The 22,591-nt window shown below is 73.9% G+C and carries 22 protein-coding genes; 11 read left to right on the plus strand and 11 right to left on the minus strand.

The window, feature by feature from the left end; translation table 11 throughout:
• Positions 1-294: 294 nt before the first annotated feature.
• The 3 genes from ACZ4VF_RS22560 to ACZ4VF_RS22570 form a co-directional block, all read right to left on the minus strand.
• Positions 295-1,008 (minus strand): LPXTG cell wall anchor domain-containing protein, encoded by a 714-nt coding sequence (locus ACZ4VF_RS22560; protein WP_467928071.1) that lies wholly within the window; start codon positions 1,006-1,008, stop codon positions 295-297.
• 168 nt (positions 1,009-1,176) lie between these two features.
• Complete coding sequence (locus ACZ4VF_RS22565; RefSeq protein ID WP_467928073.1) at positions 1,177-1,746, minus strand: ATP-binding protein; 570 nt, start codon at positions 1,744-1,746, stop codon at positions 1,177-1,179.
• Positions 1,747-2,171: 425 nt separating this feature from the next.
• Positions 2,172-2,549 carry an STAS domain-containing protein gene (locus ACZ4VF_RS22570; protein WP_059251093.1) on the minus strand — a complete coding sequence of 126 codons (378 nt, stop codon included), beginning with the start codon at positions 2,547-2,549 and terminating at the stop codon, positions 2,172-2,174.
• Positions 2,550-2,797: 248 nt separating this feature from the next.
• Here ACZ4VF_RS22570 and ACZ4VF_RS22575 point away from each other — a divergent pair, with 248 nt between their 5' ends.
• Together ACZ4VF_RS22575 and ACZ4VF_RS22580 are read left to right on the plus strand one after the other, a co-directional pair.
• Positions 2,798-3,694 carry an RNA polymerase sigma factor SigF gene (locus tag ACZ4VF_RS22575; protein ID WP_467928074.1) on the plus strand — a complete coding sequence of 299 codons (897 nt, stop codon included), beginning with the start codon at positions 2,798-2,800 and terminating at the stop codon, positions 3,692-3,694.
• A gap of 390 nt (positions 3,695-4,084) precedes the next feature.
• Positions 4,085-5,089: a DMT family transporter gene (locus tag ACZ4VF_RS22580; protein ID WP_467928075.1), complete on the plus strand. Its 1,005-nt coding sequence runs from the start codon at positions 4,085-4,087 to the stop codon at positions 5,087-5,089.
• A 69-nt stretch (positions 5,090-5,158) separates the two neighbouring features.
• Here ACZ4VF_RS22580 and hutI read toward each other — a convergent pair whose 3' ends face one another.
• The 4 genes from hutI to hutU are packed head-to-tail and all read right to left on the minus strand — an operon-like array spanning position 5,159 to position 10,567.
• Positions 5,159-6,334 carry an imidazolonepropionase gene (hutI, locus tag ACZ4VF_RS22585; protein WP_467928077.1) on the minus strand — a complete coding sequence of 392 codons (1,176 nt, stop codon included), beginning with the start codon at positions 6,332-6,334 and terminating at the stop codon, positions 5,159-5,161.
• A gap of 20 nt (positions 6,335-6,354) precedes the next feature.
• Positions 6,355-7,692 carry a formimidoylglutamate deiminase gene (locus ACZ4VF_RS22590; protein ID WP_467928078.1) on the minus strand — a complete coding sequence of 446 codons (1,338 nt, stop codon included), beginning with the start codon at positions 7,690-7,692 and terminating at the stop codon, positions 6,355-6,357.
• Positions 7,689-8,891 (minus strand): allantoate amidohydrolase, encoded by a 1,203-nt coding sequence (locus ACZ4VF_RS22595; RefSeq protein ID WP_467928623.1) that lies wholly within the window; start codon positions 8,889-8,891, stop codon positions 7,689-7,691. The genes ACZ4VF_RS22590 and ACZ4VF_RS22595 overlap by 4 nt, the downstream gene beginning before the upstream one ends.
• 11 nt (positions 8,892-8,902) lie before the next feature.
• Complete coding sequence (hutU, locus tag ACZ4VF_RS22600; RefSeq protein WP_467928079.1) at positions 8,903-10,567, minus strand: urocanate hydratase; 1,665 nt, start codon at positions 10,565-10,567, stop codon at positions 8,903-8,905.
• On the opposite strand from hutU, the gene ACZ4VF_RS22605 reads away from it, so the two are divergent.
• From ACZ4VF_RS22605 to ACZ4VF_RS22625, 5 genes are all read left to right on the plus strand, one after another.
• On the plus strand, positions 10,540-12,093 hold the full coding sequence (locus ACZ4VF_RS22605) for a type III PLP-dependent enzyme domain-containing protein (protein WP_467928080.1): 1,554 nt from the start codon (positions 10,540-10,542) through the stop codon (positions 12,091-12,093). The genes hutU and ACZ4VF_RS22605 overlap by 28 nt on opposite strands.
• Positions 12,094-12,271: 178 nt before the next feature.
• Positions 12,272-12,655, plus strand: a complete 384-nt coding sequence (locus tag ACZ4VF_RS22610; RefSeq protein WP_189294707.1) for a hypothetical protein — start codon at positions 12,272-12,274, stop codon at positions 12,653-12,655.
• Positions 12,652-13,497, plus strand: a complete 846-nt coding sequence (locus ACZ4VF_RS22615; protein WP_467928082.1) for a transcriptional regulator — start codon at positions 12,652-12,654, stop codon at positions 13,495-13,497. The genes ACZ4VF_RS22610 and ACZ4VF_RS22615 overlap by 4 nt, the downstream gene beginning before the upstream one ends.
• A 31-nt stretch (positions 13,498-13,528) precedes the next feature.
• A complete protein-coding gene (locus ACZ4VF_RS22620; protein ID WP_356156192.1) occupies positions 13,529-14,011 on the plus strand; it encodes a roadblock/LC7 domain-containing protein in 483 nt (160 codons plus the stop codon).
• A 10-nt stretch (positions 14,012-14,021) separates the two neighbouring features.
• Positions 14,022-14,396, plus strand: a complete 375-nt coding sequence (locus ACZ4VF_RS22625) for a roadblock/LC7 domain-containing protein (protein ID WP_467928083.1) — start codon at positions 14,022-14,024, stop codon at positions 14,394-14,396.
• Positions 14,397-14,403: 7 nt separating this feature from the next.
• Here ACZ4VF_RS22625 and ACZ4VF_RS22630 read toward each other — a convergent pair whose 3' ends face one another.
• Together ACZ4VF_RS22630 and ACZ4VF_RS22635 are read right to left on the minus strand one after the other, a co-directional pair.
• Positions 14,404-14,988 carry a hypothetical protein gene (locus ACZ4VF_RS22630; protein WP_467928084.1) on the minus strand — a complete coding sequence of 195 codons (585 nt, stop codon included), beginning with the start codon at positions 14,986-14,988 and terminating at the stop codon, positions 14,404-14,406.
• 92 nt (positions 14,989-15,080) lie between these two features.
• Positions 15,081-15,923 carry a MurR/RpiR family transcriptional regulator gene (locus ACZ4VF_RS22635; protein WP_467928086.1) on the minus strand — a complete coding sequence of 281 codons (843 nt, stop codon included), beginning with the start codon at positions 15,921-15,923 and terminating at the stop codon, positions 15,081-15,083.
• Between the two features lie 129 nt (positions 15,924-16,052).
• Between ACZ4VF_RS22635 and ACZ4VF_RS22640 the strand changes: the two genes are divergently transcribed.
• Positions 16,053-17,465 (plus strand): purine-cytosine permease family protein, encoded by a 1,413-nt coding sequence (locus tag ACZ4VF_RS22640; RefSeq protein ID WP_467928087.1) that lies wholly within the window; start codon positions 16,053-16,055, stop codon positions 17,463-17,465.
• Positions 17,466-17,475: 10 nt separating this feature from the next.
• Entirely contained in the window at positions 17,476-17,916 is a 441-nt protein-coding gene (locus ACZ4VF_RS22645) for a hypothetical protein (protein WP_467928088.1), read from the plus strand.
• 14 nt (positions 17,917-17,930) lie between these two features.
• Here ACZ4VF_RS22645 and ACZ4VF_RS22650 read toward each other — a convergent pair whose 3' ends face one another.
• Positions 17,931-18,692, minus strand: coding sequence for an SDR family oxidoreductase (locus ACZ4VF_RS22650; RefSeq protein ID WP_467928090.1), 762 nt, complete (start codon positions 18,690-18,692; stop codon positions 17,931-17,933).
• Between the two features lie 147 nt (positions 18,693-18,839).
• On the opposite strand from ACZ4VF_RS22650, the gene ACZ4VF_RS22655 reads away from it, so the two are divergent.
• Positions 18,840-19,685 (plus strand): helix-turn-helix transcriptional regulator, encoded by an 846-nt coding sequence (locus tag ACZ4VF_RS22655; protein WP_467928091.1) that lies wholly within the window; start codon positions 18,840-18,842, stop codon positions 19,683-19,685.
• A 318-nt stretch (positions 19,686-20,003) separates the two neighbouring features.
• Here the strand turns inward: ACZ4VF_RS22655 and ACZ4VF_RS22660 are convergent, their stop codons facing one another.
• On the minus strand, positions 20,004-21,395 hold the full coding sequence (locus tag ACZ4VF_RS22660) for a cystathionine beta-synthase (RefSeq protein ID WP_467928092.1): 1,392 nt from the start codon (positions 21,393-21,395) through the stop codon (positions 20,004-20,006).
• 157 nt (positions 21,396-21,552) lie between these two features.
• On the opposite strand from ACZ4VF_RS22660, the gene ACZ4VF_RS22665 reads away from it, so the two are divergent.
• Entirely contained in the window at positions 21,553-22,572 is a 1,020-nt protein-coding gene (locus ACZ4VF_RS22665) for an SGNH/GDSL hydrolase family protein (RefSeq protein ID WP_467928094.1), read from the plus strand.
• Positions 22,573-22,591 lie beyond the last annotated feature (19 nt).

The following is a 22,591-nucleotide window of genomic DNA, read 5'->3' on the forward strand; positions in this document are numbered from 1 at the left end:
GGGGGCGTTGAGCGGGGTGGCCGGCGGGAGCCGGTGAGCGGCGTCGCCGGCGGGGGCCGGTGAGCGGCGGGCGGGGTGGCTCGGTCGGCGTACGCGGCGGACGGGGCCTGGCCTGAGCCGGGTCGGGGCCGGGGGGTGTGGCCCCTGAGGTCGGGGGCCGGGGGCCGGGGACCTGATCCGGGACGCGGTCGCGGCGGACGGCGACCCGACCCGGGCGAGGCCCCGGCAGCGCCCGCCCTGGCCGGTCCGGCGGCGGGCGGCTTCGCCAGGCCGGTGCCGCGGCGAGCGGCCCGGTCAGCGGCGGGCCGGCTGCCCCCGCCGGGTCAGCCACAGCGCCCCCGCCGCTCCGGCGAGGAGGACCGTGCCGCCGAGCGTGCCGAGGGCGACCGTGGAGTCCTCGGGGCCGGTCTGCGGCAGCTGCTGCCCGGCGGACGTACCGCCCGAGGAGGACGAGGACCCCGCGGACGAGCCGCCGGAGGACGACGAGGACGAACCGCCGGCCGCCGTCACGTCCAGGGCCAGGGACGGCTTCGGGCTGTTGGTCGGCGTGCACGTCGTCGTCGTACCGAGCGCCTTGATGGTGAGCGTGCCCGCCGTGAAGGTCACCTTGCCGCTCTTCTTCGGCGTGTACGTGCCGCTCAAGTCGCTGATCTTGATGGGGGTGTCGGCCGGGATGGCCGCGGAGTTGGCGGGGCCGGTGACGGCGAGGGTGCCGCTGTCGGCGCCGCCCAGCTCGATGGTGGCGCTCGGGCTCATCGCCCCCTTGCCCAGTTCGACGGGGCTGGAGGAGACGCCCTTCCGCCACGACATGGTGATCGTGTAGCCGCTGCCCCTCCGGGCGCTCCTGATGTCGATGGGCGAGACGGCACTCTTGACGCCGATCGGTGTCTGGCAGCGGTAGTCGACGTCGACGACGTCGGCCCGCGCGGCCGGTGCGGCCAGCAGCACCGCCGAGCCGGCCAGGGCCGCGGCGGACGCGAGCGCGGCGGTTCGTTTCGGGTACGACACGTTCGGTCCACCCCATTCGTTCCTGACGGCACATCAGATTCGGGCGTCAAGGTACGCCCGGGGTCGTGAGGAAGGAAGACGCGGCGCACGCCGGAGTTGTGGCGGTCCGGCGTGCGCGAAGGGGCGTCGGAGTGGAGGCCGCGGCCGGGGCGGCGGCCGTACGGGACGTCAGGCGGGGGCGCCCAGCTCCGCCCAGACCGTCTTGCCCGGGGCGTCCGGGGCGCGGACGACGCCCCAGTCCAGGCACAGCCGCTGCACGATGAACATGCCGTGGCCGCCGGGCCGGCCGGCGCGGTGCGGGGTACGCGGGGACGGCTGGCCGGCTCCCCGGTCGGAGACCTCCAGCCGGATCACCTTGTTGTCGCAGGCGAGCCGCAGTTCGTCGGGTCCCTCGGCGTGCAGGCAGGCGTTGGTGACCAGTTCGGAGACGACGAGCAGCACGTCCTCGGCCGCGGCCCGCTGCTCGGCACCGGCGGCGGGCAGCCAGCCCCACGCGTACAGCGCCTGGCGGGTGAAATCGCGGGCGAGCGGGACGACCCCGCTCTCGCCTTCGAGGCGGAGTCTGCGGACCTGCCGCCCCCGCGCCTGTGGCGTACCGTCGGACGGCACGGTCGGCGCGGACGGCGCGGCTGCCCCCGTGGCTGCGCCGGCAGCCGGCGCCTCCCCCTCGGACGCCCCGGAAGCGCCGCTGGGCTCCGGGCCGCGGTCGCCCGGCGAGTAAGGCCGGGTGGTGCTCATCAGCGCTTCACCTCACCGATTCACCAGTTCACGTTTCAATAGTCCGGTCAGTTGTCGCTCGGCAGCCCGGTGAGCGTTCCGGCCGGCCGTCCGGCCGGAGGTCCGTACGGCGCGGGCGCCGGCCGGTCGTACACCGTCCGCGGGCCGTACGCGCCGCGTCCGCCGCGGGTCGCCGTCCGGGCGGGGTCCCGTCCCCGCCCGTCCACCGGTCGCGCCTTCCGTCCGGGGCGTTCGCTGTGTCCAGGTCGTTCGCCGGCCTCCGTCGGACTCCGGCGCCCGGCCGGCGGCCGGTGGCCGGCAGGAGGCCTCCTGCCTTCTTCTGCCCTCTCCTGCCCGGCCGATCCCGCGGGACACCCCCGTATTGGACGTGACACGCGCAACGTCCACGGGGGCCGGTGCGAACCGGTCCGGACGGGGCCGGCCGGTCAGTCGGCACCGTCGGCCAGGGCCGCCTCCACAGAGTCGTGGACGGTGAAGACCGCCTCGGCCCCGGTGATCTCGAACACGCGGGCGACGACCGGCAGCATCCCGGCGAGATGGACCCCGCCTCCGGCGGCCTCCGCCTTCAGCCGGGCGCCGAGCAGGACGTTCAGCCCGGTGGAGTCGCAGAACTCCAGCCGTGAGCAGTCCACCACGAGCCGCGAGAAGCCCTTGGCGAGGAGGTCGTCGAGGGGCTCGCGCAGAAGATCGGCGGTGTGGTGATCGAGCTCACCCGCCGGTGTCACAACGGCGCTGGAGCCCTCTTCCCGCACCTCCACCAGAAGCCGGCCCGACTGTGCGCTGCCGACCGTCCCGTGGTCCATGCCGTCTCTCTCTCCCGAGGTCGTGGCTGCTGATGCCCTCGAACATTACGCCTTCTCCTCGCACTCCGACACCCGAACATCCGCGCACAATCGGACATATCACCACAGAACGCACTTGCGACCTGCTCGGTGCACCGGGTAGGGCTAGTAAAGACACACATCCCTACACGCCGGCTACGGAGGCGCCGCACACCGCAGTGCACGCACTGGCTTCGGCAGCCATATGCCGAGAACGATGGAGGACACCCATGTCACCCCGGCTCGACGCATCGCCTACCCCGATCGCGACGTCGACACCCCCACCGGAACAGCTGGATCATCCCATCGACACCCTCGACCTCTTCGAGGGACTCCCGGAGATCCCCCCGTACGACGAGATCGGCGCGGTCGACGCGCGGGCCCTGTCCAAGACCCTCTTCGAGCGCCTGGAGTCGCTGGAGGAAGGGACGCACGACCACGCGTACGTCCGCAACACCCTGGTCGAGCTGAACCTCGCGCTCGTCAAGTTCGCCGCCTCCCGCTTCCGCTCCCGCAGCGAGCCGATGGAGGACATCATCCAGGTCGGCACCATCGGCCTGATCAAGGCGATCGACCGCTTCGAGCTCTCCCGCGGCGTCGAGTTCCCCACCTTCGCGATGCCGACCATCATCGGCGAGATCAAGCGGTTCTTCCGTGACACCTCGTGGTCCGTGCGCGTCCCGCGCCGGCTCCAGGAGCTGCGGCTCGACCTCGCCAAGGCCGGCGACGAGCTGGCGCAGCAGCTGGACCGCGCCCCCACGGTCGCGGAACTCGCCGAGCGCCTCGGCCTCTCCAACGAGGAGGTCGTGGAGGGCATGGCGGCCTCGAACGCCTACACCGCCTCCTCGCTGGACGCCCAGCCGGAGGAGGACGACTCCGAGGGCGCGCTCGCGGACCGCATCGGGTACGAGGACCACGGGCTGGAGGGCATCGAGTACATAGAGTCGCTCAAGCCCCTGATCGCCGAACTCGCACCCCGGGACCGGAAGATCCTCTCCCTGCGCTTCGTGGCGAACATGACCCAGTCGGAGATCGGCGAGGAACTCGGCATCTCCCAGATGCACGTGTCCCGGCTGCTGTCGCGCACCCTGGGACGGCTGCGCAAGGGGCTGACGCTGGAGGAGTGACCCTCCGCCCCTTATAAGGAGCGGACCTCCACAGCGGGCTCCCCTCCCTCTCTGGAAGCGGCCCGGCCGACGACGCCGGGCCGCTCCGCCGTGTCCGGGGCCTGCCCCACCGGCCACCGGGTGCCCCGCGCGCCAACCGTTATGCGGTGACAGCACCCGGGATGCGGTCCCCGGCGAAAACGGCTTTCCAGCGCCCGCCCCGCTCCCCCACCATGGGCCCCGAACCGGCCGGCGTATCAGCCGTTCCGCGGCGGGACGGAGGGGGCGCACGGACGAGGGGGAGCACGGCACGATCCGCCGTACCCCGCCCTCGGGACGGCGGCGCCCCCGGACGACCGGTACGGGGCGGACCCGCGACGGCTTGCCCGTACGTCCCCCTGAGGAGGGTGCATGCCCGTCACCGCGGCCCGCAGCGGCCGGCTGACCGATCTTCCCGTTCTGCTGGTCGCGGTCGTCTGGGGCTCCAGCTACCTGGCCGCCAAGGGCGTCACCACGGAGCGGACCGTGCTCGCCGTGCTGGTGCTGCGGTTCGCCGTGGTCCTGCCGGTGCTGGCAGCCGCCGGGTGGCGGCGGCTGCGCGCGCTGAGCGCGGTGCAACTGCGCGGCGCCGGGCTGCTGGGGCTGGTCCTGGCGGGGATCTTCCTGCTGGAGACGTACGGGGTGGTGCACACCTCGGCGACGAACGCCGGGCTGATCATCAGCCTGACGATGGTGTTCACCCCGCTCGCCGAGAGCCGGGTGCGCGGTACCCGGCTGCCCGGGTCCTTCCTAGGGGCGGCCGGGCTGTCGGTGCTGGGCGTGGCCCTGCTGACCCAGGGCGCGGGTCTCACCGCCCCGACCGGCGGCGACCTGCTGATGCTCGGGGCGGCCGTCGCCCGTACCGTGCACGTCCTCGCCATGTCCCGCATGGAGTCGGTGCGCGGGGCGGACGCGCTGTCGCTGACCACCGTCCAGCTGGGCGGGGCGGTCCTCGTGTTCGCCGCTCTGGCGGCACTGCCGGGCACCGGCGCCTCGCCGTGGTCGGCCGCGGCCGCCTTCGACGGCGGGGACTGGCTGGGACTGGTGTACCTGTCCGCGTTCTGCACGTTGTTCGCGTTCTTCGTGCAGATGTGGGCGGTCCGTCGCACCTCTCCGTCCCGGGTCAGCCTGCTGCTCGGCACGGAGCCGGTGTGGGCCGCGGCCGTCGGCATCGCCGTGGGCGGCGACCGGCCGGGCGTGCCCGGCCTGCTCGGCGCCGTCCTGGTGCTCGCCGGTACGGCGTGGGGGCGGACGGTGGCCGATCGGGGGCGGGGAGCCGGGGCGGACGGCACGCAGGACGGGGAGAGGGGCGGCGGGACGGACGGTGGGGTGGTGGCCGTCGGGGGCGTCACCGAGGGGACGGCGAGGACGCCTTGACCGCGTCCCCGAAGGCCCGGCGGGGAGCCTTGGCCGGCGTCCTCGCCTCGCGCGCCCGCCGACGTCCGGTCAGACGACCCGTACGCCCTTGCGCCACACCCCGCCGACCAGCGGTACGCCCGGGCGGTAGGCCAGGTGGACATGGCTGGGGGCGTCGAGGAGGGTCAGGTCGGCGCGGGCGCCGGGGGTGAGGCGGCCGATGTCGGTGCGGCGGAGGGCGGCGGCACCGCCCGCCGTGGCCGACCAGACCGCCTCGTCCGGGGTCATCCGCATGTCGCGGACGGCCAGGGCGATGCAGAAGGGCACGGAGGAGGTGAAGGACGAGCCGGGGTTGCAGTCCGTGGAGAGGGCGACCGTCACCCCGGCGTCCAGCAGGCGGCGGGCGTCCGGCCACTCGGCGCGGGTGGAGAACTCGGCGCCCGGCAGGAGCGTGGCGACCGTGTCGCTGTGGGCGAGGGCGTCGACGTCCGCGTCCGTCAGGTGGGTGCAGTGGTCGGCGCTGGCCGCGTCCAGTTCGACGGCGAGCTGGACGCCGGGGCCGTAGGAGAGCTGGTTGGCGTGGATGCGGGGGTGCAGGCCCTTGGCCTTGCCCGCCGTGAGGATCGCGCGGGCCTGGTCGCCGTCGAAGGCGCCCTTCTCGCAGAAGACGTCGATCCAGCGGGCGTGCGGCGCGCAGGCGTCCAGCATCTCGCCGGTGACGAGGGCGACATAGGCCGCGGGGTCGTCGGCGTGGTCGGGGCTGACGATGTGCGCGCCGAGGTACGTCACCTCGTCGGTGTGCCTCGCCGCGAGGCGCAGGGCGCGGGACTCGTCCTCGACGGTCAGGCCGTAGCCCGACTTGGTCTCGAAGGTGGTGGTGCCCTGGCGGAGCGCCTCGTCGAGGTAACGGGTGAGGTTCGCCTCCAGTTCCGCGTCGCTCGCGGCCCGGGTGGCGGCGACCGTGGTGCGGATGCCGCCGGCCGTGTAGGAGCGGCCCGACATGCGGGCGTTGAACTCCTGCGTCCGGTCGCCCGCGAAGACCAGGTGGGAGTGGGAGTCCACGAAGCCCGGCAGCACCGCCCGGCCGCCCGCGTCGACCCGGTTGTCGGTGGCGGGTGCTTTGCTGGATTCACCGGTCCACGCGACACGGTCGCCGTCGATGACGACGGCCGCGTCCTGGATCAGACCGAGGGGGGAGCCGTCACCGAGGGAGGGGTCGTTGGTGACCAGCGTGGCGATGTTGGTGATGACGGTGCTGCTGCTCATGGTGTCCTCGTGGGTGATCGTCAGGCGCGGAGGGCTTCGACCGCCCGCGCGAGGGCGTGCGGCACATCGGGTACGAGCGTGTGCGCCCCGTCGCGTACGACATGCCGTCCGCCCACGACCGTATGCCGCACGTCCGCCGCCGTCGCCGCGAAGACGGCCGTCTCGGCGCCCAGCCCGGGCAGCGGCCCGGCCGTCCTGACCGAGTCCAGGGCGATCGTCGTCAGGTCGGCGAGCGCGCCGGCCTCGATGGCGCCGGCCTCGTCCCAGCCGAGGGCGGCATGGCCGTCGGCGGTGGCGGCCCGCAGCAGGGCGGCGGCCGTCCAGTGGCCCCGGGTGCGGGTGCGCAGCCGCTCGTTCAGCTCCATGGCACGCGCCTCTTCGAGCAGGTCGACGACGGCGTGGCTGTCGGAGCCGAGGGAGAGCGGGGAGCCGGCCCGCTGCAGGGCGACGGCCGGGCCGATGCCGTCGGCCAGGTCCCGCTCGGTGGTGGGGCACATGCAGGTGCCGGTGCCCGAGCCGCCGAGCAGCGCGATGTCCTCGTCGGTGAGGTGGGTGTTGTGCACCCCGGTGGTGCGCGGCCCCAGGACGCCGTGGTCGGCGAGCAGCCGGGTGGGCGTGCGGCCGTGCGCGGCGAGGCAGGCGTCGTTCTCGGCGGTCTGCTCCGACAGGTGCACGTGCAGCGGGGCCCGCCGCTCCTCCGCCCAGCCCGCCACGGTCGCCAGCTGCTCCGCGGGCACGGCCCGCACGGAGTGGATCGCCGCCCCGATCCGCGCGTGGTCCCGCTCCTTGAGAACCGCGCAGCGGGTCGCCCAGGCCTCCGCGCTGCCGTCGGAGAACCGCAGCTGGTGGGGGTTGGGGGGCTCCCCGAAGCCGGAGGAGAGGTAGCAGGTGTCGAGGAGGGTGATCCGGATGCCGGCCTCGGCGGCGGCCTCGATCAGCGCCTCGCCCATGGCGTTGGGGTCGGCGTAGGGGGTGCCGCCGGGCGTGTGGTGCACGTAGTGGAACTCGCCGACACAGGTGATGCCGGCCAGGGCCATCTCGGCGTACACCGCGCGGGCCAGGGCGTGGTAGGTCTCCGGGGTGAGGCGGTCGGCGACGGAGTACATCACCTCCCGCCAGGTCCAGAAGGTGCCGCTGCCGACCTGGACGGTGCCGCGCAGCGCCCGGTGGAAGGCGTGGCTGTGGGCGTTGGCGAGCCCGGGCAGCGTGAGCCCGCGCAGCACCTCGGCGCCGGGCGGCGGGGTGGGCACGCCGGTGCGGACGGCACCGATCCGCCCGTCCGCGACCTCGACGGCCACGCCCGGCTCGACGTGCGCGCCGAGCCAGGCGTGCTCCAACCAGTAGGTCCCCTTGGTCACCTGCAGGCCAGCCCTTCCAGTACGTCGGCGAGTGCGCGCACCCCGGCCACGCAGTCGTCCTCGGCCGCGAACTCGGCCGGGGAGTGCGAGACACCGGTGGGGTTGCGCACGAACAGCATGGCGGTCGGGATGCTGCCGGACAGGATCCCGGCGTCGTGTCCCGCACCGGTCCCCAGGACCGGCACCGTCAGGCCGGTGTCCGTGCCGAGGATGCGGGCGAGTTCGTCGCGCAGGGCGTGGTCGAACTCGACGACGGGGGTGAAGGACTCCCGGACGACGTCGAGGTCGATGCCGTGGGCGTCGGCGTACTCCCGGGCCGCCTTCTCGATGCCGCCCACCACCGTGTCCAGGGTGGCCTGGTCGGCGGCGCGGGAGTCGAGCCACCCGCGCACGAGGGACGGGATCGCGTTGACCCCGTTGGGCTCCACGGCGATCTTCCCGAAGGTGGCGACGGCACCGGCGAGTTCGGCCTCGCGGCGGGCCGCGAGCACGGTCTCGGCGTACGACAGCATGGGGTCGCGCCGGTCCGCCAGCCGGGTGGTGCCGGCGTGGTTGGCCTCGCCCCGGAAGTCGAACCGCCACCGGCCGTGCGGCCAGATGGCGCTGGCGACGCCGACCCGGTCGCCGGACAGGTCCAGCGCGCGGCCCTGTTCGACGTGCAGTTCCACGAACGCGCCGATCCGGGCCAGCCGCTCGGGGTCGGCCCCGATGCCCTCGGGGTCGTACCCGGCGGCCTCCATGGCCCGGGGCAGGCTGATCCCGTCCCCGTCGGTGAGCCGGTGCGCCTGCTCGACGGTCAGCTGTCCGGCGGTGAGCCGGGAGCCGACGCAGGCGAGCCCGAACCGGGCCCCCTCCTCGTCCCCGAAGTTGACGATGGCGAGCGGCTTGGCGAACTCCGCCCCGCGGCCGCGCAGTTCGTCCAGCGCGGCGAAGGAGGACACGACGCCGAGGGGCCCGTCGAAGGCACCGCCGTCGGGCACGGAGTCCAGGTGCGAGCCGGTGACGACGGCGTCCCCGGCCGCCGGGTCCCCGAGCCACGCCCACTGGTTCCCGTTGCGGTCGACCTCGTACGCCAGCCCGCGGTCCTCGGCCTGCTGCCGGAACCAGTCCCGGCAGTCGGCGTCGGCCCCGGTCCAGGCGTAACGCCGGTAGCCGCCGGAGACGGAGCTGCGGCCGATCGGCAGCAGCTCCGCCCACATGCTGTGGAAGGTCACGCCTCGTCACCCTCACGCATCGGCACCCGGACCCCCCGCTCGCCCGCGACGGACTCCGCGATGTCGTACCCGGCGTCCACGTGCCGGATGACACCCATGCCGGGGTCGTTGGTGAGGACGCGCCGGATCTTCTCGCCGCCCAGCTTCGTACCGTCGGCCACCGTCACCTGGCCGGCGTGGATGGACCGCCCCATGCCCACGCCGCCACCGTGGTGGAGCGAGACCCAGGAGGCGCCGGAGGCGACGTTGACCATGGCGTTCAGCAGCGGCCAGTCGGCGATCGCGTCGGAGCCGTCGAGCATGGCCTCGGTCTCGCGGTACGGAGAGGCGACGGACCCGCAGTCGAGGTGGTCGCGGCCGATGGCCAGCGGCGCGGCCAGCTCACCGCTCGCCACCATGTCGTTGAACCGCTCGCCGGCCTTGTCGCGCTCGCCGTAGCCGAGCCAGCAGATGCGGGCGGGCAGGCCCTGGAAGTGGACGCGTTCGCCGGCCAGCTTGATCCAGCGGGCGAGGGACTCGTTCTCGGGGAACAGCTCCAGGATCGCCTTGTCGGTCTTGGCGATGTCGGCCGGGTCGCCGGACAGGGCGGCCCAGCGGAAGGGGCCCTTGCCCTCGCAGAAGAGGGGGCGGATGTAGGCGGGGACGAAGCCGGGGAAGGCGAACGCCCGGCCGTAGCCCGCGAGCTGGGCCTCGCCGCGGATGGAGTTGCCGTAGTCGAAGACCTCGGCGCCGGCGTCCATGAAGCCGACCATGGCCTCCACGTGCCGTGCCATGGACTCCCGCGCGCGCGTGGTGAAGCCGGCCGGGTCCTTCGCGGCCTCGTCGGCCATGTTTTCGAAGGCGACGCCCACCGGAAGGTACGACAGCGGGTCGTGGGCGGAGGTCTGGTCGGTGACGACGTCGATGGGGGCGTTCATCGCGAGGAGCTGCGGGACCAGCTCGGCGGCGTTGCCGAGGACGCCGATGGAGAGCGGGCGCCGGGCGTCGCGGGCCTCGACGGCCAGCTGGAGCGCGTGGTCGAGGCTGTCGGCCCTGACGTCGAGGTAGCGGTGCTCGATGCGGCGCTCGATGGCGCGCGGGTCGCAGTCGATACAGATCGCGACGCCGTCGTTCATGGTGACGGCGAGCGGCTGGGCGCCGCCCATGCCGCCGAGGCCGGCGGTGAGGGTGATGGTGCCGGCCAGGGTGCCGCCGAACTTCTTCGCGGCGACGGCGGCGAAGGTCTCGTAGGTGCCCTGGAGGATGCCCTGGGTGCCGATGTAGATCCAGGAGCCGGCGGTCATCTGGCCGTACATGGTCAGGCCGAGGGCCTCCAGCCGGCGGAACTCCTCCCAGTTGGCCCAGTCGCCGACCAGGTTGGAGTTGGCGATGAGGACGCGCGGGGCCCACTCGTGGGTCTGCATCACGCCGACCGGGCGGCCGGACTGGACCAGCATGGTCTCGTCCTGCTTGAGCGTCCGCAGCGTGCGGACCATGGCGTCGAAGGAGCGCCAGTCACGGGCGGCCTTGCCGGTGCCGCCGTAGACGACCAGCTTGTCGGGGTGCTCGGCGACCTCCGGGTCGAGGTTGTTCTGCAGCATGCGCAGAGCGGCTTCCTGCTGCCATCCCAGGGCGCTGAGTTCCGTGCCGCGCGGTGCTCGTACGGGGCGGGGTCCCGACATCGTCTGCCTCCTCCTGTGCCTACGTCTATTCACATCCTGTCGGTCTGAATAGAGCTAGTCAATACATCGGCTCGGCCACGTCCCCGCGCGGCAGGTGTTTGGCTGGAAGGACCGGTAGCCGACAGGACGGAGCAGCCGTGGCGGAGATCGAGACGGCCGAGGACATCGGGAGCGAGGCCCGGGAACGGGCGGCGCGGCGGGACCGGGCCGTGCGGGCAGCCGTCGCACAGGGGCTGCTGGGCCCCGGCGCGGCCGTGGCGGGCCTGCTGGACGTCACCGGCATCCGGGAGTCGGCGGCGGCCCTGCGGGCGGCGTTCGAGGCGGTGACGGCGCCCGGCACCCCGGTGCTGCACGCCTTCGCGGTGAAGGCGACCCCGCTGGTGCCGGTGGTGCGGCTGCTGCACGAGGCGGGCGTCGGCGCGGAGGTGGCGAGCCCCGGGGAGCTGGCGCTGGCCCGGGCGGCCGGGGTGCCGTCCGCCCGGACGGTGCTGGACTCGCCGGCGAAGACCCCCGCGGAGCTGCGCGACGCGCTGGCCCTGGGCATCGCGGTGAACGCCGACAACCCGCAGGAGCTGGACCGGCTCGACGCCCTCGTGGGCTCCGACCCCGTCCGGTCGCCGCTCGGGCTCCGGGTCAACCCGCAGATCGGCGGCGGCACGATCGGGGCGACCTCCACGGCGACGCGGACCTCGAAGTTCGGGGTGGCGCTGCGGGACGAGGGGGCGCGCGCGTGGATCGTACGGGCGTACACGGAGCGGCCGTGGCTGACCCGGCTGCACGCGCACACCGGCTCGCAGGGCATCCCGCTGCCGCTGCTGGCGCGGGGCGTGGCGGAGGTCCACGCGCTGGCGGAGGAGATCAACAAGGCCGTCGGACGCCGGCAGGTCGACACGGTCGACATCGGCGGCGGGCTGCCGGTGAACACCGCCTCGGAGGCGACGGCCCCGACGTACGCGCAGTACGCGCGCGTGCTGGCCGGTCAGGTGCCGGGGCTGTTCGACGGGCGGTACGGGCTGGTGACCGAGTTCGGGCGGTCCCTGCTGGCCGAGCACGGGACGGTGGTGGCCCGGGTGGAGTACACCAAGAGCGCGGGCGGACGGCGGATCGCGGTGACGCACGCGGGCGTGCAGGTGGCGGCGCGGACGGTGTACGTGCCGGGGGCGTGGCCGCTGCGGATCGCCGCGTACGACGCCGGGGGGCGGCCGAAGACGGGGCCGGAGGTGGTGCAGGACGTGGCCGGACCGGCCTGCTTCTCGGGCGACCTGCTCGCCGAGGGGCGCGCGCTGCCGCTGCTGGAACAGGGCGACTACGCGGCGGCGCTGGACACGGGGGCGTACTACTTCGCCCACCACTACGCGTACAACTCCCTGGCCCGTCCCGGCATCTACGGCTACGCGCCGGACGGGGACGGGGGCGTCGCCTTCGCGGTCGTACGGGAGCCGCAGAGCCTCGCGGAAGTGGTGGCCGAATCCGGAGGGGCGCACGCCTCCGCGCTCACCACCCTGGGCGCGCCCGGGAGCCGTTGACACGCCCCCGCCACCCTCGAACAAATGGATCAACGGCCGTGGAACACACGTCAGTTGACTCACACTAGTACGCCGGACGCATGTTCCACCGGAAAATGCCAAAGGCCTCACCTCCCGCACACACGTTGCGTAGTGTCGGCGTCACTCAACCGGAGTCCCAGGCGGGAGGGGAGCCACGGTGCCCGGAATCGACGAGTGCTTACTGGAAGCGATGCGGCTGCCCGGTGCCCGGGGGGCCGCCCTGGTGGACTGGACGAGCGGACTGGCCCTCGGCACGGTCGGGGAGGCACCCGGCGGCGACCACGAGACGACCGCGGCCGAGGCCGCCGAACTGGCCCGGATGGCCGCCGAGCACGGCACCTTCGCGGCGCGCGGCGACGACGCGCCCCCGGTGGAGGACGTGATCATCAGCAACGGGGACAGCTACCACCTGCTGCGCTTCGTGGACACGTCCTTCGACAGCAGCGTGTTCCTGCACCTGTGGCTCGGCCGCGAGGAGGGCAATCTCGCGCTCGCCCGGATACGCCTCGGTGAGATGGCCGCCCGGCTGGTGCTGGGATGACCGTGGTCAGGACCCCTCCGCCGGCCCTGCCGGTACGGGACAGGGGCGCCACCCGCGCCCTGTCCCCGATGCTGACCCGGCTCGCCGAGGAGCGGGCCACCGGCGTCCTGGTCCGCGAACACGGCGTCCTGCACCTGGCCGAGGGGCGGGTGGTGCACGCCGAGAGCCCCCTCGCCCCGGGCCTCGACGTGCTCCTCACGGCCCACGGCACCCTCGCGGGCGCCGCCTGGCAGCGGGCCGCCGCGCAGACCCCGGGCCCCCTGCACGCGGCCGAACTGCTGCTGCGCTCCGGGGTGCTGCCCACGGGCGCGCTGGAGCTGTGCCATCTGGACGCGCTGTACGACGCCGGGTACTTCGCGCTGGCGCCGAGCAGCACCCCGGGCCGGTTCCGGTACGACGCCGCGCCCCGCCTCGGCCCGCTGCCCTCGGTCCCGGTCGTCGCGCTGGAGCGCGAGACGCTGCGCCGCCGCCTGCTGCTGCACCGGCTCTGGCCCGACCCGGCCGCCGACGGCGCCCCGCTGATCCGCGCGGACCCGGCCGCCGGCCGCACCCCGGGCGCGCCCGTCACCCCCCGCCAACGCGCCGTCCTGGACCGCGTGGACGGTGTCCGCACGGCCGTCGACATCGCCCGGAACCTGGGCCGGCAGGCGTTCCACACGCTGGTCGACGTACGCCGGCTCACGGCGGCCGGGCACATCGCCCCCGCGCCCACGGCACCCGCCCCGCCACCCCCGGCACGGGCACCGGCACCGGCACCGCGCCCGGCGCCGGTCCACCTGGTCACCACCGACCCCGACATCGCGCTGCTGAAGAGGCTCAGGGATGCGCTGGAGGCGCTTTGAACGGCACCGCCCCGCCGAGAGGAGAGACCTGATGGTGGCCGAAGACGACCTGCGGACCGTCCTGGAGGAGCTGCACCGGCTGCGCACCCGGGTGCCCCAGCTCACCGGCGCCCTCGCGGCCGGCGTGGACGGCCTCGTCGTCGCCCACGACACCCCCGGCGTCGACCCGGAGGGCCTGGCCGCGCTCACCGCCGCCGCGCTCGGCGTCGCCGTGCGGATCAGCGACCACACCGGACACCGCGGTTTCCGGGAGCTGCTGGTGCGCGGCGAGCGCGGTTACGTCGCCACCTACGCGGCCGGCCGCACCGCCGTCCTCACCCTGCTCGCCCAGGACCGGGTCAACGTCGGCCGGCTGCACCTGGAGGGCCGCCGGGCCGGCGCCCGCATCGGGGAGCTGCTGGACGCCGCCGAGGCGGTACGCCCGCTCCCGGGGACCACCGCCCCCGCACGCACCCGCACTCCTCGCGCACCCCGCACCACCGCCGCAGAGGCGCGCACCGCAACCGACAGCTGAAAGGACCACCATGGCCAACACCGAGACCGCCCTGAAGGAAGCCCTCACCTCCATCGAGGGCGCCACCGGCGTCGCGCTCGTCGACTACACCAGCGGAATGGCGCTGGGCACGATGGGCGGCAGCAAGACCTTCGACCTGAACGTGGCCGCCGCCGGCAACACCGACGTCATCCGCGCCAAGATGCGCACCATGGAGATGCTGGGCCTCAAGGCCGGCATCGAGGACATCCTGATCACCCTGTCCGACCAGTACCACCTGATCCGCCTGCTGAGCAGCCGCGGCGGCAACGGCCTGTTCCTGTACCTGGTCCTCGACTCCGGCCGGGCCAACCTGGCCATGGCCCGGCACCAGTTGAAGAGGATCGAGGAGGAGCTGGAGGTCTGACGGCGGCTCAGACCAGCGCCGCGGTTCGGCGGCGGGCCCCGCCCGGGGCCGCGTCGCCGGCCGCGACGCCCGTACCGCGCAGACCCTTGACGGCCTTGCCGGCCGGACGCCCGCCGCGCCGGTCGAGCCAGTCGACGCGCACCCACAGCAGCGTCTCGCCGGCCCGCTCCAGCCGTCCGATCCAGGCGGCCTTCAGCCACAGCCCGGTGCCGAGCCCGGCCAGCAGCAGCCCGCCGGCCGCGGGCACCGCGAAGGCGGAGCCCAGCGCGGCCGCCCAGCCCAGCAGCAGCCACCAGCGGTGCCCCCGGCGCCAGGTGCGCACGGTCACCGCACGGTCCTGCAGCACGTCGTACCTGCCCGCGCGGGCCACCCCGCGGGCCAGGGCGGTGTACCGGCCGCGCCGGACCAGCGCCACCACGGCCGCGCCGGCCAGGAACAGCACGGCCCCGGCCAGCACGCCGATGCGGCGCCCGGTCACTCCTTCCGGCACGATCCCGAGCCCCGCGGCGGCCACCCCGAGCCACCACAGCGGTGCGGCCCCCGCCCGTACGACGACGGCCAGCCGGGCCAGACCCTGTCCTCCGCGCGCCACGTCAGCCTCCCGTGTCACGTGTCCACAGCGCTTGTGTCCGCGGGGAAATTAGCAGCGGAACGTGAGACGAATCTGAGAACGGCAGGGCCCGGTCACTCGACGAACAGCCCGCGGGCCGCCGCCTTCACGTCGAACTCCTCCAGGCGGGCCTGGGCGTCCGGCAGGTCGTCGCAGAGGGCCTCCAGCAGCACCCGGCCGAGCAGCATCGGCGCGCACGCGGTGTCGAAGGCGAGCCCGGTGCCGACGGCGGCGGGCAGCAGCAGGTCGGAGTGCTTGGCGACCGGCGCGAACGCCGAGTCGGCGACGGTGACGACGGTCAGGCCGGCGTCCTTGGCGTAGGCGAGGGTGTCCACGACCTCGCGGGGGTGCCGGGGCAGCGCGAAGCAGAGGAGGGCGGTGGCGCCCGCGCGGACGGCGGCGTCGACACGGTCCTGGATCATCGTGCCGCCCTCGTGCAGCAGCCGGACGTCCGGGTGGACCTTGGCGGCGAAGTACGCGAAGCCGTACGCCTGGGAGGCGGCGGCGCGCAGGCCGAGCACCGGCAGCGGGCGGGAGGCGGCGAGGATCCGGCCGGCCTTCTGCACCGGGCGCGGGTCCGCGAGCAGCTCGGCGAGGTGCCTGAGGTTCTCGATCTCGGCCTCTACGGCCTGCTGGTACTCGTTGTAGGCGGAGGCCTCGGCGGCCGGCTCGGCCGGGACGACCTCGCGCAGGTGCCTGCGCAGGGCCGGGTAGCCGTCGAAGCCGAGGGCGACCGCGAACCGCGTCACCGACGGCTGGCTGACCCCGGCCAGTTCGGCCAGCTCCACGCTGGACAGAAAGGGCACGTCGGCGGCCCGGCGCACCATGCTGTGCGCGATGCGGCGCTGGGTCGGCGTGAGCCGGTGGCTCTCGAAGAGCGCCTGCAGGCGGTTGGCAGGGCTGTCGGTCGCGCTCATCACGTACTCCCCCTCCGGATTCCTCGACGCCCCGGGAGAGTACAGCGCCGAGGCATTGACAAACACAGGCTGCCTATTCAGACAGTGTGTCGCTGCATACCGTTATACAGCCCAGCGTGGGGAGTACGCATGGCACAGCTCGTGGAACTGCGCTCCATCGACCCCGTCCCGGACGAGGAACGGCACGGGACGGCCTTCAGCCAGTTCACGCTCTGGCTCGGTGCCAACCTCCAGATCACGGCCGTCGTCACGGGTGCCCTGGCGGTCGTCTTCGGCGGGGACGTGGTCTGGTCGGTCGTCGGCCTGCTGCTCGGCAACCTGCTCGGCGGCGCCGTGATGGCCCTGCACTCCGCGCAGGGCCCCAGGCTGGGCCTGCCGCAGATGATCCAGTCGCGGGCGCAGTTCGGGGTGCGCGGGGCGGTCGTACCGCTGCTGCTGGTGATCGTGATGTACGTCGGCTTCTTCGCGTCCGGCAGCGTGCTCGCCGGACAGGCGGTGGGCGAGCTGACGCACACGAACGACACCACCGGGATCATCGTGTTCGCGGCCGTCACGGCGGTCATGGCGACCGCCGGCTACCGGGTCGTCCACGCCCTCGGCCGGGTCGCGAGCGTCGTCTGCGCACTCGCCTTCGTCTACCTCGCCGTACGCCTCCTGGACCGCGCCGACACCTCCGCGCTGCTGCACGACGCGCACTTCTCGCTGCCGCTGTTCCTGCTGGCGGTGTCGCTGTCGGCGTCCTGGCAACTGGCGTTCGGGCCGTACGTGGCGGACTACTCGCGCTATCTGCCGCGGACGACGTCGCCGAAGGCCACCTTCTGGTGGACGCTGTCCGGTTCGGCGCTGGGCTCCCAGTGGTCGATGACCTTCGGGGTGCTGGTCGCGGCCACCGCCGGCGAGGAGTTCCTGGACAGCCAGGTCGGCTATGTCGTCGCCCTCGGCGGCACCGGTCTGGCCGCGTCGTTCTTCTCCTTCGTCATCGCGCTCGGCAAGCTCACCGTCAACGTCCTCAACACCTACGGCGGATTCATGTCGATGGTGACGGGCGTGAGCGGTTTCCGCGGGCAGCGGCGGCTGTCCCGGGCGGGCCGGGCGGCGTACATCGGGCTGGTGATGGTCGCCGGGACGGCGGTGGCCCTGCTCGGCAAGGACAGCTTCCTGTCCTCCTTCAAGGACTTCCTGCTGTTCCTGCTGACGTTCTTCACGCCCTGGTCGGCGATCAACCTGGTCGACTACTACCTGGTCTCCAGGGAGCGGTACGACCTCGCGGCCCTGGCCGACCCGCACGGCCGCTACGGCGCCTGGCGCTGGGACGCCCTCGCCGTCTACGCCGCCGGACTCCTCGCCCAGCTGCCGTTCCTCGCCACGAGCTTCTGCACCGGCCCGCTGGTGGACCCCCTGGGCGGCGCGGACGTCTCCTGGATCGTCGGCCTGGCCGTGCCCGCGCTGCTGTACCGGCTGGTCGCCCGGCGGAACGCGGACGCCCTCCCGGAGCCGGACCGGGGGGGTAGCCCCAGTGCGGCGGAGCGGACCGCTTCCTAGGCTGGCCGGTATGAGCACACTCGATCCCCGGGACGCCGGTCTCGGATCGGACCCGGGCCTCGGGAAGGACCTGGACGCCACCGTGCGGGCCCGCCGGGAACTGGGCGACGACTACGACTCCGCCCTGGTGGAGTCGTTCCTGGAGAAGGTCGGGCACCGGATCGACGACGCGGTGGACCGCCGGGTGCGCAGGCAGCTGGCCGAGCGGCAGATGGCGGCGGCCCGCGAGGACCGGCGCCCGAAGGCGGCCGACTCCTGGACCGAGCGCTACGGCTTCGCCCTGATCACCCTGGTGCTGGCGGTCCCGTTGTCCGCGATCGCCGGCGCCTTCGCGGGGCTCGCCGGGATGGTGGTCGCCTGGCTCGGCATCGTCGGCGTCAACGCGGTCCAGGCGGCACGGCTCCACCCGGACCTGTTCCCCGGCCGCGACGCCTCCGCGCGGGACGACTGACCGCCCCGGGGCCTTCAGGCCTGCCGGGTCGGCAGCACCATGATCTGGCGCAGGTTGACGTGCCGGGGGCGGCTGGTGGCGTAGGCGACGACGTCCGCGACCTCGGCCGCGGAGAGCCCGCCGAGCGCCCCGAACATCTCGTCCAGCTGCCCGGACAGCTCCGCGCTGCCGACGTGCGTCTTCAGCTCCGTCTCCGTCAGCCCCGGCTCGATGTTGGTGACCCGGACGTCCCGCGGGCCCAGCTCGCCGCGCAGCGACTGCGACAGGTAGGTGACGGCCGCTTTGGTCGCCCCGTACACCGCGTAGCCGGGGAAGGTCATGTGGGCGCCGATGGAGGAGATGTTCACCAGGTCGGCGGCGCGTCCCCCGGCCGCGGCGGCCAGCAGGTCGGCGGTGAAGGCGCGGATCATCCGCAGCACGCCGGCGACGTTGGTGTCGAGCATCCGCTGCCACTCGTCGATCCGGCCGTCGTCGACCGGGTTCGGCAGCATGACACCGGCGTTGTTGACGACGAGGTCGACGGCGCCGAACGCCTCGTGGATCCGGTCCCGGGCGGCCTCCACGGAGCCGTCGTCGGTGACGTCGGCGGCCACGGCGAGGGCCTCGCCGCCCTCCGCGCGGATCTTGTCCACCAGCTCCTGGAGCCGGTCCGCGCGCCGGGCGAGCAGCGCCACCCGGGCGCCCTCCGCGGCCAGTTGCCGTGCGACGGCCTCGCCGATCCCGCTGGCGGCTCCGGTGACGACGGCGGTACGGCCGGACAGGTTCTCGTACGACATGGTGTTCCCCTGGGCTCGCTGGCCGGGGCGTTTCCCCGGCGGCTGGCACCACTCTCGCCGCGGCCGGCCGCCGTACCCAGGGATGCGCTTTTCCTGGGTCTGCCAGTACCAGGATGGAGCCGGCCCCGCTCCCCTACGATCGGACCCATGGACGGGGACTGGACCGAAGCAGAGGTGGGCGACTTCCTGCGCTCACGCCGCGCCCGCATCCGGCCGGAGGAGGTCGGTCTGCCCGTGTACGGGCGGCGCCGGGTACCGGGGCTGCGCCGCGAGGAGGTGGCCCAGCTCGCGGGCGTGAGCGTCGACTACTACATCCGGCTGGAACAGGGCCGGGGCACGAGCGTCTCGGACGCCGTCCTGGACGCGGTCGCGCGGGTGCTGCGGCTGGACGAGACCGAGCACGCGTACCTGCGCACGGTGGCCCGCCCCCGTCGGCCGTCCCGGCAGCAGGTCCCCGCGCCCCGCGTCCGCCCCGGCGTCCAGCTCGTCCTGGACGGCCTGGAACGCAACCCGGCCCTGGTGCTGGGCCGCCGCATGGAGGTGCTCGCCTGGAACGCGCTCGGTGACGCGGTGAACGGCTTCAGCCGCATGGCACCGGCCGAGCGGAGCATGCCCCGGCAGGTCTTCCTGGCCCCCGGCGCCCGGGACCTCTACCCCGAGTGGGCGGCGGTGGCCGCGCAGACGGTCGCCCACCTGCGCCTGAACGCGGGCCGGTACGCCGACGACCCCGAGCTGTGCGCCCTGGTCGGCGAACTCTCCGTGAAGAGCGAGGACTTCCGCCGGCTGTGGGCGGACCACGAGGTCAGGGAGTGCGCGTACGGCGTGAAGAAGGTACGGCACCCGGTCGCGGGCCTGCTGACCCTGCCGTACGAGACCCTGGGCGTCCCGGCGGACCCGGAGCAGACGATCGTGGTGTACACGCCGGAGCCGGGTTCGGAGACGGCGGAGCGGCTGGCGCTGCTGGGGAGCTGGGAGTCGAGCACCGCTCGCTGAGAAGGGTGTGCGCGGGGACCGCCGCACCCCCGTTTCCGGGGGGCGGGACGACGGCGGTCCCCGCGAGGGACGCGTGCCGGGTCAGGGCCGGGTTGCGCGTCCGTGGCGTCCATGGAGGTCCGGGAGCCGCTCCGGAGGTCCTTGGCGCCGTTCGGTGCCGGTCCGGAAGGGGAGCCTCCCCCAGTGCTGAACGCCTGGGTGGTGCCTCCCGCTCCCTGCCGACACCCACCACTGTGCCGGACCCGTGTTAAGCCGGTGCTGCGCGCACGTGACACGCTCGTACACCTTCCGCGAACCCGGGCCCCCGGCTTCTGCCGGTTACTTGTTGCCGCCCTTGGCGAGGAAGGCCAGCAGGTCCTGCCGGCTGACCACGCCGGTGGGCTTGCCCTCGACCAGGACGATCGCCGCGTCCGCCGAGCCCAGGACCTGCATCAGGTCGCCGACCGGCTCGCCGGAGCCGACCTGCGGCAGCGGGGCGCACATGTGCTTCTCCAGCGGGTCCTCCAGCGAGGCCCGCTGGCTGAACAGGGCGTCGAGCAGCTCCCGTTCCACGACCGAGCCGACGACCTCGGCGGCCATGACGTCCGGGTGTCCGGCGCCGGGCTTGACGACGGGCATCTGCGAGACGCCGTACTCGCGCAGCACCTCGATGGCCTGGCCGACCGTCTCGTCCGGGTGCATGTGCACCAGGGAGGGGATGGTGCCGCCCGCCTTGTCGTTCAGCACGTCACCGACGCGGGCGCTCGGGCCCTCGTCCTCCAGGAAGCCGTAGTCGGCCATCCACTCGTCGTTGAAGATCTTGCTGAGGTAGCCGCGGCCGCTGTCCGGCAGGAGCACCACCACGACATCGTCCGGGCCGAGCCGCTCGGCGACCTCCAGCGCGGCCACGACGGCCATGCCGCAGGAGCCGCCCACCAGCAGGCCCTCCTCCTTGGCCAGCCGGCGGGTCATCTGGAAGGAGTCCTTGTCGGACACGGCGACGATCTCGTCCGCCACGGTGCGGTCGTAGGCGGTCGGCCAGAAGTCCTCGCCCACACCCTCGACCAGGTAGGGCCGGCCGGAGCCGCCGGAGTACACCGAGCCCTCGGGGTCGGCGCCGATGACCTTGACCTTCCCCTGGCTGGCCTCCTTCAGGTAGCGGCCGGTGCCGGAGATGGTGCCGCCGGTGCCGACGCCCGTCACGAAGTGGGTGATCTTCCCCTCGGTCTGCTCCCACAGCTCGGGGCCGGTGGAGTGATAGTGCGAGAGCGGGTTGTTGGGGTTGGAGTACTGGTCGGGCTTCCAGGCGCCCGGGGTCTCACGGACGAGCCGGTCGGAGACGTTGTAGTAGGAGTCCGGGTGCTCCGGCGCCACGGCGGTCGGGCACACGACGACCTCGGCGCCGTACGCGCGCAGCACGTTGATCTTGTCGGTGCTCACCTTGTCGGGGCAGACGAAGATGCACTTGTAGCCCTTCTGCTGGGCCACGATGGCGAGCCCCACCCCGGTGTTGCCGCTGGTCGGCTCGACGATCGTGCCGCCCGGCTTCAGCTCGCCGCTCTGCTCGGCGGCCTCGATCATGCGCAGGGCGATACGGTCCTTCACCGATCCGCCGGGGTTGAAGTACTCCACTTTCGCCAGGACGGTCGCCTGGATGCCCTTGGTCACGCTGTTGAGCTTCACCAGCGGGGTGTTGCCGACGAGGCTGATCATCGAGTCGTGGAACTGCACCGTTGTCTCCGGTCGCTGCAAAAGAAGTGTTCGTAGTGGTGCCGCCAGCCTACGGCCCCGCGTGCGGCGGGGGAGGTCGTTCACTCCTGGTGGAGATTGACGCACGGTCCGTACGGGGCAAGGAACGGGTACGGCTACGAGGAGGTGGCGGCGACGCATGACGAGCATGTCGAGGGCGCGGGTGGCCCGGCGCATCGCGGCCGGAGCGGCGTACGGCGGGGGCGGGGCCGGACTGGTCGGCGCGGCCGTCGTGGGACTGGTGCTGGCGGAGCTGCGGCTCGCCCGGCGCCATGTGGGCAACGGAAGCGGCGGCCGGGTGCCGGTGGCCGACGGGGTGTACGGCCACGCGTACGACCTCCCGGGCGAGCCGCCCCTGCGCCTGACCATGCTGGGCGACTCCACGGCGGCGGGGCAGGGCGTGCACCGGGCGGGGCAGACCCCGGGGGCGCTGCTGGCCTCCGGGCTCGCGGCGGTGGCGGAACGCCCGGTGGAGCTGCGCAACGTGGCGGTGCCGGGGGCCCGGTCCGACGACCTGGACCGCCAGGTGGCCCTCGTGCTGTCCTCTCCCGGCCCCGCCCCGGACATCTGCGTGATCATGGTCGGGGCGAACGACGTGACCCACCGGATGCCGCCGACCCGTTCGGTGCGGCACCTGTCGGCGGCGGTACGGCGGCTGCGCACGGCCGGCGCGGAGGTGGTGGTCGGCACCTGTCCCGACCTGGGCACGATCGAACCGGTGCAGCAGCCGCTGCGGTGGCTGGCCCGGCGGGCGTCCCGGCAGCTGGCGGCGGCGCAGACGATCGGCGTGGTGGAGCAGGGCGGGCGCACGGTGTCACTGGGCGACCTGCTCGGGCCCGAGTTCGAGGCGAACCCGCGGGAGCTGTTCGGGCCGGACAACTACCACCCCTCGGCCGAGGGCTACGCGACCGCGGCGATGGCCGTCCTGCCGACGGTGTGCGCGGCGCTGGGCCTGTGGCCGGCGGACGAGGAACGGCCGGACGTGTCGCGCCGCGAGGGCTTCCTGCCGGTGGCGCGGGCCGCGGCGGAGGCCGCGGCGGAGGCGGGCACCGAGGTGACGGCGGCGATGCCGACGGGCCCGCGGGGGCCGTGGGCGCTGCTGAAGCGCCGGCGCCGGCGGCGGGTACCGGAGGCGGAGCCGGCCACCCGGCCGCTCTGACCGCCTCGCCGGGGGCGGA

Source organism: Streptomyces sp. NPDC029151 (assembly GCF_055564315.1).

Bases quoted from the DNA above. Each gene is read 5' to 3' on its own strand.
- ACZ4VF_RS22625 (WP_467928083.1), top strand. From the start codon at position 14,022: ATGGCCAACACCGAGACCGCCCTGAAGGAAGCCCTCACCTCCATCGAG.
- ACZ4VF_RS22655 (WP_467928091.1), top strand. From the start codon at position 18,840: ATGGACGGGGACTGGACCGAAGCAGAGGTGGGCGACTTCCTGCGCTCA.
- ACZ4VF_RS22635 (WP_467928086.1), bottom strand. From the start codon at position 15,923: ATGAGCGCGACCGACAGCCCTGCCAACCGCCTGCAGGCGCTCTTCGAG.
- ACZ4VF_RS22645 (WP_467928088.1), top strand. From the start codon at position 17,476: ATGAGCACACTCGATCCCCGGGACGCCGGTCTCGGATCGGACCCGGGC.
- ACZ4VF_RS22565 (WP_467928073.1), bottom strand. From the start codon at position 1,746: ATGAGCACCACCCGGCCTTACTCGCCGGGCGACCGCGGCCCGGAGCCC.
- ACZ4VF_RS22570 (WP_059251093.1), bottom strand. From the start codon at position 2,549: ATGGACCACGGGACGGTCGGCAGCGCACAGTCGGGCCGGCTTCTGGTG.
- ACZ4VF_RS22650 (WP_467928090.1), bottom strand. From the start codon at position 18,692: ATGTCGTACGAGAACCTGTCCGGCCGTACCGCCGTCGTCACCGGAGCC.
- ACZ4VF_RS22575 (WP_467928074.1), top strand. From the start codon at position 2,798: ATGTCACCCCGGCTCGACGCATCGCCTACCCCGATCGCGACGTCGACA.
- ACZ4VF_RS22615 (WP_467928082.1), top strand. From the start codon at position 12,652: ATGACCGTGGTCAGGACCCCTCCGCCGGCCCTGCCGGTACGGGACAGG.
- hutU (WP_467928079.1), bottom strand. From the start codon at position 10,567: ATGTCGGGACCCCGCCCCGTACGAGCACCGCGCGGCACGGAACTCAGC.
- ACZ4VF_RS22595 (WP_467928623.1), bottom strand. From the start codon at position 8,891: ATGTGGGCGGAGCTGCTGCCGATCGGCCGCAGCTCCGTCTCCGGCGGC.
- hutI (WP_467928077.1), bottom strand. From the start codon at position 6,334: ATGAGCAGCAGCACCGTCATCACCAACATCGCCACGCTGGTCACCAAC.
- ACZ4VF_RS22640 (WP_467928087.1), top strand. From the start codon at position 16,053: ATGGCACAGCTCGTGGAACTGCGCTCCATCGACCCCGTCCCGGACGAG.
- ACZ4VF_RS22620 (WP_356156192.1), top strand. From the start codon at position 13,529: ATGGTGGCCGAAGACGACCTGCGGACCGTCCTGGAGGAGCTGCACCGG.
- ACZ4VF_RS22665 (WP_467928094.1), top strand. From the start codon at position 21,553: ATGACGAGCATGTCGAGGGCGCGGGTGGCCCGGCGCATCGCGGCCGGA.
- ACZ4VF_RS22580 (WP_467928075.1), top strand. From the start codon at position 4,085: ATGCCCGTCACCGCGGCCCGCAGCGGCCGGCTGACCGATCTTCCCGTT.